We start from the raw sequence: 11817 nt of genomic DNA on the forward strand, positions 1-11817 counted from the left end.
ACAGGGCGAACTGAATCGCCCCGGCTTTTGTGGCCAGCTTTTCCTCCACTGGTAGTCGGAGCAGCCGCGTTGAAGGGCAGTTCACTGGCAAGAAGCGGACGTCAATAGCAGACGAACGACAGACCGCGATCGGCCGGAAGCGGTCCTTTGGTCCAGCCTTGGGCCTCAGGAACGCGGCAACGCGCCGATCTGCTGCATCAGTCCGAGCAGGTCCGGTTGCCCCACTTCGGAGACGATCTTCCCGGCCGAGAGTCGATAGATGTTCAGCGCTTGCACGGCAATCGTCTTGCCTGTGGGAGGCACGCCGAAAAAAGCTCCGCGATGCGTCCCACGCATCGTGAATCGCGCAGCGATGACATCGCCTTCGATGACGGTTTCCTCAAGAGTCCATTGAACGTCGGGGAATCCGCCGCGCATCATCCCGATGATCTCCAGGTAGCCTTGTGGCCCGTGCACGGGTTCGGCGCGCCCAGGAACTTGAAACACGGCGTCCGGAGAAACCAACTCTGTGGCGAGCCGCGGGTCCGCTGTGTTGATGAACTCCACGAAGCGAGTCATGAACTGTCGGTTTGTGGTTTGCATCTGTCGCCTCGGAATGTCTATCGGGATGGGACGCGGAGCTTGGTGGCCGCCCGGTGCCCGCGTACCCATATTGTTCGAGTTGCCGGCGTGTTCGACGCGATCAAAGTCGGTTGCTGAATGGTGAATATCGGACAGAATGGGTCGATGCCGCGCGGAACGAGACCCATCGATATCGAGCAGGTCCAATATCGGCCCTCGGCCGAGAGCACACTGGATCTCGAGGTCTTCTCTATGTCGGACTTAAGACGAAGGGTGCCCCAAGCCCACCTCCAGCGTCACCACCGCTACGACTTTCACATGTTCGTGCACGTCAGACGCGGGAAATGCCGCGCCGTGGTGGACTTCAGGCACATCGAGTGTGGCGCGGGATCGCTGCTGACCATCCGGCCCGGACAGGTTCACCGCTTCGGCCCGGGAAGCCGTTGGGACGCAAACCTCCTGCTGTTCAGACCCGAACTGCTGCAGGCTTCGCAAGGCGAGGAACGCCTTCAGATGCCTGAACTGATCGATGCGCTTCCTGGCCATCTGCGCCTCGATCGGTCGACGGGTCGGTTCTTGGCCGACACGCTCGCGCGGCTCGAGGAGGAGTGCGCGCTCGAAGCCCGGCAACCGCTGCTGAACTGGCTGCTCCAGAGTGAACTGGCAACGCTGGTGATGCGGCTGCACATCTTTCACACCGAGCAACAGCCGCCCGCTGGAGCATCGGCCGACGCGCCAGAGCGCTTTCGTCTTTTCAAACGGCTTTTGGACGCGAAGGTGCATCAGTGGCATCACGTTTCGCGCTATGCACATGCCATGGGATGTTCCGAGAAGACTCTTACTCGCGTCTGCAGTGCGGTGGCTGGCGTCGGTGCGAAGGCCTTTATTGCCTCGCGCCTTGCGCTGGAAGCCAAGCGCCTGCTCGTACATACGGAGATGCCGATTTCCGCCATCGCGCAGCGGCTTGGCTTCGATGAGGCGACCAACTTCACCAAGTTCTTTCGCAGCATTGAAGGATGCACGCCAGGCGACTTCCGCCGTCGGTTCGATGTCTCGTTGTAGCCGCGATACCCGTCGACTCGGATCGGACGTTGCATTCGATCTCGCGCACGGGCTACTGGGCTCTTGGCGTTCGAGCCCGACGCATGGTGCCGCCGTTCAATGGTCGGCGTCACACGCCGCCTCGGTACAGCGTGGACAGCAGGCGCGATGCTAGTCCTCGTCACGCACCTGGTATTGGCTCACCAGCGCCTGCTGGACCGTCGGCGGCACCGCTTCGTAGTGCGACAGCGCGATGGTGTAGCGGCCCTGGCCGCTGGTCATTGCATTGAGCCGCGACTGGTAGCTGGCGAGTTCGGCCTCGGGCACCTGCCCGCCGATGGCCACGGTGCCGCCTCCCTGGCCCGAGGTGCCGGTGACCAGGCCGCGCCGAGCCGACAGGTCGCTCGTGACGTCGCCCACGGCATGCTCGGGCACGGCGATCTCGATCTGCACGATCGGCTCGAGCACCACCGGCCGGGCCTCGCGGATCGCGGCCATGAAGGCCTTGCGGCCCGCGGTCGCAAAGGCGATGTCCTTGCTGTCGACGCTGTGGTGCTTGCCGTCGTACACCACCACGCGCACGTCGACCACGGGGTAGCCTGCGATCGCGCCGTACGCCAGCACCTCGCGCACGCCCTTCTCCACCGCGGGAATGAACTGGCCCGGGATCGCGCCGCCCCTGACCTCGTCCCCAAACTGGAAACCCGCGCCGCGCGCGAGCGGCTCGATGCGCAGGAAGACCTCGGCGAACTGGCCGGCGCCGCCGGTCTGCTTCTTGTGGCGGTGGTGGCCCTCGGCCGGCGCGCTCACGGTCTCGCGGTAGGCGATGCGCGGCGGCCGCGTCTGGACCTCGAAGCGGTACACCTCGCGCAGGCGCTCGAGCACGATGCGCAGGTGCAGCTCGCCAAGCCCGTAGAGCACCGTCTCGTTGGTCGCGGCCACATGCTCGATGCGCAGGCACGGATCCTCGGCCGCGAGCTTGCCGAGAATCTCCCAGGCGCGCTGCTCGTCGCCATGTCGCTTGGGCTCCACGGCCAGGCCATGCACCGGCACCGGGAACGGCAGGGGCGCGAGGTGCACGTGGGCGTCCTCCGCAGCGTCGTGCAGCACGGCATCGAAATGGATCTCCTCGACCTTGGCCACCGCCACGATGTCGCCCGGCACCGCATGCGACACCTCCACATGGTCCTTGCCCTGGAGCATGAACAGGTGCCCCACCTTGAAGGGCTTGCGGCCGTCGCCGATGTAGAGCTGGCTGTCGCGCGTGATCGTGCCCTGGTGCACGCGGAAGATGCCCATCTTGCCGACATAGGGGTCGACCGTGACCTTGAACACATGCGCCAGCACGTGCAGCGACGGGTCGGGGCTGGCCTCCATGGGCTGGGCCTTTGCGCCCTCGCCCATGATGAAGTCCGGCGGGTTGGCCTCGGTCGGGTCGGGCAGCAGCTTGACGATCACGTCCAGCAGCTCGGCCACGCCGGCGCCGCTGCGCGACGAGACGAAGCACACCGGGATCAGGTGGCCTTCGCGCAGTGCCTGTTCGAGCGGCGCGTGCAGCTCGGCCGGGTCCACGTCGCCTTCCTCGAGGTAGCGGTTGACGAAGGCGGCGTCGACCTCGACCACCTGCTCCACCAGCGCGCGGTGCGCCGCCTCGACCGGGCCGAAGTCGGACTGCCCGAAGCGGTTGAAGAAGCAGTCCACCACCTGCCGGCCGACGCCGTCGGGCAGGTTCAGCGGCAGGCATTCGCGGCCGAAGGTGGCCTGGATGTCGGCCAGCAGGCCCGCCAGCGAAACACCCTGCGAGTCGATCTTGTTGACGATGATCATGCGGGCCAGGTGGCGCGAGGCCGCGTACTCCATCATGCGCACCGTCATCGGCTCGATGCCGGTCGCGGCATTGATGACCACCGCCGCCGTCTCGACCGCCTCCAGCGCCGGCAGGCTCTGGCCGAGGAAGTCGGGCCCGCCGGGCGTGTCGATCAGGTGGATGCGCGTGCCGCCGTGCGTGAGGTGCATCACCGATGCGTTGAGCGAGTGCTGCATGCGGCGCTCGAGCGGGTCGTGATCGCTGACGGTGCTGCCGCGCTCGATGCTGCCGCAGGCCGCGATGGCGCCCGCCTTGTGCAGCAGGTTCTCGGCCAGCGAGCTCTTGCCGGCGGCTGCGGCGCCCACCAGCGCCAACGTTCGCACGGCCTGCATTTCGGCCGCAAGGCCGTTCGATCGGCTTGGCATGGCATGCACTCCTTACGCGCCCGCAAGGCCGGCCCGGCGGCCCGCCAGGGCTCGGGTGCTGCGCGTGGACGCCGGGCCAGCGTACGGGATTGGCCGTGCCGGCGCAAGCGGGTGGCTGCCCCAGGACCTACTTCGAACGCCCGTCGAAATGCTGCACCGGCACCGCTTCCAGGTCGATGCCCTCGAGGCTGCGGATGTTGATGGCCGCCATCCTGTTGCCCTTGGGGTCGGTGCCCTCGCCAAAGACATGAATGCCGCAGACCGCGCAGAAGCGATGCGAGATCACATGCTTGTTGAACATGTAGGTGCTGATGTCCTCGGGCGGCGTCTTCAGCCTGAGCCGGTCGTGCGGCACGAACCACAGCAGCGATCCCCTGCGCTGGCACATCGAGCAGTTGCATGACATCGCCCCCTGGATGTCGCCCTCGACCTCGAAGGCGATCCGGCCACAGTGGCAGCTGCCTTGGTAATTCGTCGTCATCGGTCCTCCGAACAGAAGTTGTGCGGGCCGCAGTTTAGGCCGCAGCTGTCGAAGACGGAACGCTCATTGCGAAGGCTGCCGCGCTCGGCCGTGGCGGGGCCCCGGGGATGCGGCGGGCCGATCAATCCTCTGACCTGTATGCCGCCAGGAACGCGTCGGAAGACACCTGATCGGCCAGGGCCCGGAGGTTCGCCGCCGAGGCAGGGCCCAGCACGGCCTCCACGCGGTCGTTTGCCGCGGCCCAGCGCCACACCGCTTCGGACAACTTGGCCTTGCCCTGCGGCGTGAGCACGCCGTGCTTGGTGCGCCGGTCCTTGGCGTCCGCACGCAACTCGACGAAGCCGTCGCGCACCAGTGGCCTGAGCGCGTGGGTCAGCGCCGACAGCTGGATGGCGAGCCGGGCTGCGAGGTCCTGCAGCGTCGGCCCTTGCGGGGCGGCAACCGTGAGCTTGTCGATTTCCGCGATGAGCGCGAGTTGCGTGGCCTTGAGGTCCAGCGGTGCCAGCGCTTCGTCATACAGCTGGCCCAGCCGGCGGGCGGCCAGGCGCAGCGCCGTGTTCGTGCAGACGCGGCCACCCAGGACATCCTGATCCGCGGCCGGCTTGTCCAGGCTGCACTTCGCGTCGACGGCTTTGGTTTTTATTCCCATGTCTTAAAAATGGTTGAGTGCTGCACCAACGGCAGCCGGTGGCGGATCGCTTCTACATTTGAGCCCTCAACTTTTTTGGTTGAGCCCTCAAATTTTATTCGAAAGCCATCCATGACACATCCCAGCTCTAGGAAAGTCGCTCTTGTCACCGGGGCTTCCTCCGGCATCGGCGCCGTCTATGCGGACCGCCTCGCCGCGCGCGGCTATGACCTCATTCTTGTCGCCCGTCGCGCCGACCGCCTCGAAGCCCTCTGCGCACAGGTCTCGAAGGCGCACGGCATCAAGGCCGAGCCAGTCGTTGCCGACCTGACCCAGGACGAAGACCTGGCGCGGATCGAGACGATCCTGTCCACCCGCGCCGACCTGCGCGTGCTGGTGAACAACGCCGGCATTGCGCGGCTGGGACCGGTGGCACAGAGGTCTGCGGGCGACGCGCTGTCGCAGATCGCCCTCAACATCACGGCGCTGACGCGCCTGACCCAGGCGGTGGTGCCCGCCTTCATCGCCAGAAACGACGGGGTGATCATCAACATCGCTTCGGTGCTGGGCATCCACGCGCTGCCGATCAGCGCCGTCTACAGCGGCACCAAGGCCTTCGTACTGCAATACAGCCGGGGCCTGCAGGAAGAGCTGGCCGGCACCGGCGTGAAGGTCCAGCTGGTCCTGCCGGCCTCGACGGCCACCGAGATCTGGGACCTGTCGGGCGTGCCGCTGGCGGCCCTCAACAAGGACGCCTTGATGACCACCGAGCACATGGTCGATGCGGCGCTCGCGGGATGGGACCAGGGCGAAGCGGTCACGTGGCCGTCGGTCGCCGATGCAACGCTGTGGGACAAGTACGAGGCGGCGCGCTCCGCATTGTTTGCCGCCACCCAGGTGGGAACGCCGGCCCCGCGCTACCGGATCGGCTGAGCCGCTGCGGGCCAAGGCCATCCCCTCCTTTCTTCTCACTCCCCTTTTCTTCAGGACAGTCCATGCTTTTCGACGCCTTCTCCCTGCGCGCCACCCCGCTCAAGAACCGTGCCGTGATGTCGCCGCTCACCCGCAGCCGCGCGGCCGAGAACAACACGCCCAACAGCCTGATGGCCACCTACTACGCCCAGCGCGCGGGCGCCGGGCTCATCATCACCGAAGGCACCTCGCCTTCGCCCAACGGCCTGGGCTACGCCCGGATTCCCGGCCTGTTCAATGATGCCCAGGTGCAAGGCTGGAAGCTCGTGACCGACGCAGTGCATGCCAAGGGCGGCAGGATCGTCGTGCAGCTCATGCACACCGGCCGCGTGGCCCACTCGGACAACCTGCCGGCCGGTGCCGAGGTGCTGAGCTCGTCGTCGGAGACATGCCCCGGCCAGATGTGGACGGATACGCAAGGCAACCAGCCGCACACGCCGCCGCGCGCCATGACCGAGGCCGACATCCAGGTGGCGATCGGCGAATACGCCACGGCCGCGCGCCTTGCCATCGAGGCCGGCTTCGACGGCATCGAACTGCATGCGGCCAATGGCTACTTTCTCGAGCAGTTCCTGAACGCCAACGTCAACCGCCGCACCGACGGTTACGGCGGCACGGCCGAAGGGCGCAACCGGCTGGTGCTCGAGGTCGCGCGTGCGGCCGTGAAGGAAATCGGCGCGGAGCGCGTGGGCATCCGCCTGTCGCCGCATGGCGTGCTCAATGGCACCGGCGCGTTCGAAGGCGTGGACGAACAGTACCTGGCGCTGGTGAAGCAGCTCTCCGCGCTCGGCCTCATGTACGTCCACGTGCTCGACCATTCGGCCCTGGGCACCCCGCCCGTCCCGGCCAAGCTGAAGACCGACCTCAGGGCCGCGTTCGACGGCCCCTTCATCCTTGCCGGCGGCCTCGACAAGGCCAGCGCACTGCAGGCCCTGAGCGAAGGCCGCGCAGACCTGACGGCCATGGGCAGGGCCTTCATCGCCAACCCCGACCTGGTCGACCGCATGCGCCAGGACGCGCCGCTGAACGCGCCTGCGCCGGAGACGTTCTACACGCCCGGCGCCAAGGGCTACACGGACTATCCGACGCTGGCGGGCTAAGGCTCGCGGTTATGTGCACCCCGCTTCCACTCCAGCGGGTGCACGCAATCCGATGGAGATCCCTGCGCGAGCTGGTGATCTCGTTTGGCCACACGGGCCGCGTCGCACTGTTCGAGATCGTCGACGGCCGCACGGTTGTAGTTGCAGCAGTACGCCATCAGCGCGAAGACGACTATTCCTGGAGCTTCGGGCTCCAACCCGTCTCCCGCTGCTTCGAAGTCCTCGTCAGCTTCCCGCCCTCGATAAGGTCCTGGCCAATCATGAGTCGGTGTCCGTCAGGCGTCGTGACCGAGAACTCGCGCATGCCATGCGGCTTGTCTGCGGGCGCCTGCTTTATCAACGCGCCGCGCCGGACGAATTCTTCATAAAGTGCATCGACGTCATCCACATGCAGCATCGGATTTCCTTTTTGCGTAGCAGTCGACACGGCAAATTGTGACGGGCCCGGAGTACCTCGGGGCACAATCGGCGCTGCCATGAGCACCATCGCCGAACCGTCATCCTCTTCTTCGCAGACCGCGCCGAAAATCCGCGTGCTGATTGCCGACGATCAGGCGTTGATCCGTCGCGGCATGGCCATGCTGCTGGACGCCGCGCCGGACATCGAGGTGCTCGGCCAGGCGGCCGACGGCGTGGAAGCCGTGGAGCTGGCCCGCCGCCTGCTGCCCGACGTGGTGCTGATGGATCTGCACATGCCGCGCAAGGGCGGCGTGCTCGCGACGCGCGAGATCTCGGCTGCCTTGCCGCACACGCGCGTGATGGTGCTGACCACCTTCGACCGCGACGACCTGGTCTTCGACGCGGTGCGTGCCGGCGCGCAGGCCTACCTGCTCAAGGACGCTTCGGAAGAAGAGGTGCTGGACACCGTGCGGGCCGTGCATCGCGGCGAGTCGCGCCTCACGCCGCAGATCGCGCGCAAGGTGATGGACCAGTTCCGGCTGTTGGCCGATCGCGTCGCGCAGGAGCCGCCCTCCCCGCCGGCGCCGGATCCCCGCACCGCGGCGCAAGCCACCGCGCCCGGCGAGCCATCGCAGTCCGATTCGACGGCGACGACCAAACCGCTGACCGAGCGCGAGGCCGCCGTGCTCGAACTGATCGCCAAGGGCTATGGCAACCGCCAGATCGCCACGGCGCTCAACCTGGCCGAGGGAACGGCAAAGAACCACGTGAGCCGGATCATGCAGAAGCTCCACGCGAACACGCGCACCGAACTGGCAGTGCTGGTGTTGAAGAAATAAGAAGCGCACCCGGTAGCCCGGCAAAGCCGGTTCCACGGGTGCGCTGGACTTGGCAGTGTTTAGCTTGGCAGCGGGTGCCGATCAGGCCGTGCGGCCTGCAGGCGACAGGCCGCCGGGCATCGCGAGATCAGGTGCCGGCGAAGGCGCATGCGATGCGGCGGCATTGCTGGCGGTGTGCCTTGCGAGCATCGGCCGCAGCGCGACGATGGCCAGGAAGGCGGCGAACAGGTCGAGCGCTGCGACTGTGTAGAGCACGGTCGACCAGGTGCCGGTGGCTTCCATTATCAAATTGCCGAGCGGCACGAACAGCGCGCCGACGCCCTTGGCGCAGTACAGCACGCCATAGATCTTGCCGATGTGCTTGGTGCCGAACGCGTCGCCCGCCAGCGCAGAGAACAGCGAGTACACCTCGCCCCAGGCCAGGAAGACCACGCCCGACAGGATCAGGAAGGCCCACGGGTTGTGGCCGAAGTAGCCCAGCGCGATGATGCCGATGCCTTCCAGCGTGAAGGCGATCACCATGGTCTTCTCACGGCCGATGTGGTCGGAGATCCAGCCGAACAGCGGGCGCGAGATGCCGTTCATGACACGGTCGAGCATCAGCGCGAGCGGCAGCGCGGCCATGGTGACGAAGTACAGGTCCACCTTGAAGTTCTTCACGCCCAGGTCCTGTGCGATCACGCCCAGTTGCGCCACGGCCATCATGCCGCCGGTGACCACGCAGGAGAACATCAGGATCATCAGCCAGAACAGCGGCGTGCGAAGCGCTTCGCCCAGCGTGTAGTCGCGCCGGCTCTGCGCGACCTTGGCCGAGCCGCGCACCTCGTTGCCCTTGGGCTGGCGCAGGAACCAGGCAGCGGCAAAGGCCAGCGAGCCCTGCAGCAAACCGAAGAACAGGAAGGCCTCCTGGAAGCCGGACGATTCGATCATCGCGGCGATCGGCAGGATGGTGGCGGCCGAGCCGGCACCGTAGCCGCCGGCCGTCAGGCCCACCGCCAAGCCGCGCCGGTCGGGGAACCACTTGAGCGCGTTGTTGATGCAGGTGGCGTAGATCGAACCCACGCCGATGCCGCCGATGGCCGCGCCGATGTAGAAGCCCATCAGCGTCGTGGCCTGCGAGTTGATGGCCCAGGCCGCGCCGATGAACAGCGCACCGAAGGCCACGATCAGGCGCGGGCCGAACTTGTCGATGAAGTAGCCCTCGATCGGCGCGAGCCAGGTCTGCACCAGCACGAAGATGGTGAAGGCAATCTGGATCGATGCGCGCTCCCAGCCGAACTTGCCCTGGATCTCCGGCACGAACAAGGTCCATGCGTACTGGATGTTGGCCGTGGCAATCATGCAGACGATGCCGACGGCCAGTTGCAGCCAGCGGTTGTCGAACAGGCGCGGCGGCGCGCCGGATGCGGCCTGTGTGAGGGACGTGGGATTCATTCGTTGGGTCTCCATTCGTTGTCGCGCCGATCGCGTCGCGGCACGTTCAGGGTTGGAATTCAGTCGCGCTGCAGGCACGGATCGCGATGGGTGCAACTGTTGCCGCAAACCGCCGCCGGCGCGCCTGCCGGAAGTCACGCGGCGGATCGAGACAAACCCCGAGGACTCGGGGGAAGTACCCATGCCGAAAGTCATGGCCACCGGCTGCGAGAATCCGCAGCCAATGAACCTCGCACGTCGCATCGACCCGCGGCGCTCCATGGCTGCCGCGATCGGCTGGCTGCTGATTGCGCTCACCCTGTGCCTGGCGCTCGCGGCCAACCTGTGGCTGCGCAGCTTCGTGCGTGCGACGCTGCTCGAGCAGCACGGCCAGCGCCTGGAGGCCGCGGCCGAGCACGTCAGCGCCGAACTCGACACCGCGCTGCTGCTGCGCCTGCAGGCCGTCAGCGTGGTGGCGGCCATGCTGTCCGAGGACGTGCAGCGCAGCGAAGGCGCACGCCTGAAGCGCTCGCTCGAGGCGGTGCGCCGCGGCGTGCCCGACCTGATCTGGCTGGCGGTGACCGATGCCGACGGCTTCATCGTCGCCGCCACCGACGAACAGGTGGTCGGCCAGAACGTCAATCAGCACGCATGGATCTCGCAGGGCCTGGACGCCGCATGGATCGAAGAAGGCCGCTCGCCGCAGGAGCGCTTCCTGAAGCTCACAGCGCCTGTGCGCAATGCAGACGGCGCGATCATCGGCGTGGTGGCCGCGAACCTCCGCTGGAACTGGGTGCAGAAGATGATGGCCGAGATCCGCGCATCGCCGGGCGAATGGCTGCTGATCGACCGCGACGGCATCGTGCGCCACGGGCCGAGCGCGCTCCTGGGGCAGCGCTGGCAGGATGCCGGCGATCCGATCACGCCCTTCGATCCCGTGGTCGCGGGCCTGGGCAACGACGGGTCCGATCTGCCCATGCGCATCCGCACAAGGCGGCTGCTGGACAACCGGCCCTACCTGATCGCGACCCCGCCCAATGCGCGCGAGGGCACGCTGCGCCGGCTCGGTTGGCAGGCCGTGGTGATCCAGCCGGTCGAATCGGTCGCGGCGTTTGCGACTGCCATCGAATGGCGCATCTCGATCGTGCTGAGCCTGCTGGGCCTGGCCGCCGCGGTTGCGGGCATTGTCATGGCGCGCCGGCTCACGCGCCGTGTCAGCGTGATTGCCCATTCGGCCGACGCGGTGCTGGCCGGCAGCGCCACGCGCATCGAGGTGCCGCAAGGCGCCGACGAAGCCGCGCGGCTGGGCAGCGCGCTCGACCGGCTGCTGGACACGCTGCAGCGCGAACGCGACGAGCTGCGCCGGCTCAACGCCGAGCTGGACGAACGCGTGCGGCAGCGCACCGAAGAGATCAATCGGCTCGCGCAGGAATCGCGCGATGCCGCGGTGGTGCGCGAGCGGCTGCGGCTCGCGCGTGGACTGCACGACACGCTGGCGCATTCCATGATGGCGATGCTCACCGAGATCCGCGTGCTCAAGCACCTGGCATCGAACCGGCCCGATGCGCTGCCGGACGAACTGGTGCGCGCCGAGCGGGCGGCGCGCGACGGGCTGGACGAGGCACGCCGCGCGATCGACCAGCTGCGCAGCAACCCGGTGCGCGACATCGGGCTGGGCGCAGCGCTGGCCGAGTTGGGCAAGAGCCTGGGCGAGCGCTCCGGCATCGAGCTCGACTGCCGGATCGACCCCGCCTTGTCCGCCCTTGCGGCCGAGCCGGCAGAAACCGTATTCCACATGTGCGAAGAAGTGCTGCGCAACGTCGAGCGGCACGCGGGCGCGGCACGCCTCCTGATCCGGCTGCAGCGCATGGGGAGCGACGGCATCGAGCTGGAGATCGCCGACGACGGCATTGGCTTCGAGCCGAGCGCGGGCGCCGCCGGGCACTACGGGCTCGTGGGGCTGCGGGAGCAGGCCGACGCCATCGGCGCCCATCTGCGCATCGAGAGCCGCAGCGGCGAAGGCACCCGCGTCTCGCTGCGGTGGAGGCATGCGGGCGCAGCCTGAGGCGGAATCCGCAAAAGACTCGTCCTTCAATGGCAATGGAAAGGTCGGGCGGTTTCTTTAATCGCCCGTCATGGCGCAATCGCAGG

Annotated in this window: 11 protein-coding genes; 5 read left to right on the top strand and 6 right to left on the bottom strand. The window is 67.2% G+C overall.

The features are described from left to right. Window positions 1-165 precede the first annotated feature (165 nt). The gene (locus VPA02S_RS16755; protein WP_244883545.1) at window positions 166-768 is read right to left on the bottom strand and encodes an ester cyclase; all 603 of its coding nucleotides are present in this window, start codon (window positions 766-768) and stop codon (window positions 166-168) included. Here VPA02S_RS16755 and VPA02S_RS16760 point away from each other — a divergent pair. Next, on the top strand, window positions 727-1623 hold the full coding sequence (locus VPA02S_RS16760) for an AraC family transcriptional regulator (protein ID WP_062364838.1): 897 nt from the start codon (window positions 727-729) through the stop codon (window positions 1621-1623). The genes VPA02S_RS16755 and VPA02S_RS16760 overlap by 42 nt on opposite strands. Window positions 1624-1773: 150 nt before the next feature. Here the strand turns inward: VPA02S_RS16760 and fusA are convergent, their stop codons facing one another. The 3 genes from fusA to VPA02S_RS16775 all read right to left on the bottom strand — a co-directional run bounded on the left by fusA (window position 1774) and on the right by VPA02S_RS16775 (window position 4964). Beyond that, window positions 1774-3834, bottom strand: a complete 2061-nt coding sequence (gene fusA, locus VPA02S_RS16765; protein WP_062364839.1) for an elongation factor G — start codon at window positions 3832-3834, stop codon at window positions 1774-1776. A 127-nt stretch (window positions 3835-3961) separates the two neighbouring features. After that, window positions 3962-4315 carry a GFA family protein gene (locus VPA02S_RS16770; RefSeq protein ID WP_062364840.1) on the bottom strand — a complete coding sequence of 118 codons (354 nt, stop codon included), beginning with the start codon at window positions 4313-4315 and terminating at the stop codon, window positions 3962-3964. A gap of 121 nt (window positions 4316-4436) precedes the next feature. Beyond that, window positions 4437-4964 (bottom strand): MarR family winged helix-turn-helix transcriptional regulator, encoded by a 528-nt coding sequence (locus VPA02S_RS16775; RefSeq protein WP_062364841.1) that lies wholly within the window; start codon window positions 4962-4964, stop codon window positions 4437-4439. Between the two features lie 111 nt (window positions 4965-5075). Here VPA02S_RS16775 and VPA02S_RS16780 point away from each other — a divergent pair, with 111 nt between their 5' ends. Together VPA02S_RS16780 and VPA02S_RS16785 are read left to right on the top strand one after the other, a co-directional pair. Further along, window positions 5076-5876, top strand: coding sequence for an SDR family NAD(P)-dependent oxidoreductase (locus VPA02S_RS16780; protein ID WP_062364842.1), 801 nt, complete (start codon window positions 5076-5078; stop codon window positions 5874-5876). 62 nt (window positions 5877-5938) lie between these two features. After that, window positions 5939-7015, top strand: coding sequence for an alkene reductase (locus VPA02S_RS16785; RefSeq protein ID WP_027729722.1), 1077 nt, complete (start codon window positions 5939-5941; stop codon window positions 7013-7015). Between the two features lie 172 nt (window positions 7016-7187). Here the strand turns inward: VPA02S_RS16785 and VPA02S_RS16790 are convergent, their stop codons facing one another. Continuing rightward, complete coding sequence (locus VPA02S_RS16790) at window positions 7188-7412, bottom strand: VOC family protein (protein WP_218002179.1); 225 nt, start codon at window positions 7410-7412, stop codon at window positions 7188-7190. Between the two features lie 79 nt (window positions 7413-7491). Between VPA02S_RS16790 and VPA02S_RS16795 the strand changes: the two genes are divergently transcribed. Continuing rightward, window positions 7492-8253, top strand: a complete 762-nt coding sequence (locus VPA02S_RS16795; protein ID WP_062364843.1) for a response regulator transcription factor — start codon at window positions 7492-7494, stop codon at window positions 8251-8253. Between the two features lie 81 nt (window positions 8254-8334). On the opposite strand, the gene oxlT is transcribed toward VPA02S_RS16795, so the two are convergent. Beyond that, window positions 8335-9687: an oxalate/formate MFS antiporter gene (gene oxlT / locus VPA02S_RS16800; RefSeq protein ID WP_062364844.1), complete on the bottom strand. Its 1353-nt coding sequence runs from the start codon at window positions 9685-9687 to the stop codon at window positions 8335-8337. Window positions 9688-9910: 223 nt separating this feature from the next. On the opposite strand from oxlT, the gene VPA02S_RS16805 reads away from it, so the two are divergent. Continuing rightward, complete coding sequence (locus VPA02S_RS16805; RefSeq protein ID WP_230537899.1) at window positions 9911-11731, top strand: sensor histidine kinase; 1821 nt, start codon at window positions 9911-9913, stop codon at window positions 11729-11731. The last annotated feature ends 86 nt before the right edge of the window (window positions 11732-11817 follow it).

This window comes from Variovorax paradoxus NBRC 15149, from assembly GCF_001591365.1.
GTDB lineage: Bacteria > Pseudomonadota > Gammaproteobacteria > Burkholderiales > Burkholderiaceae_C > Variovorax > Variovorax paradoxus.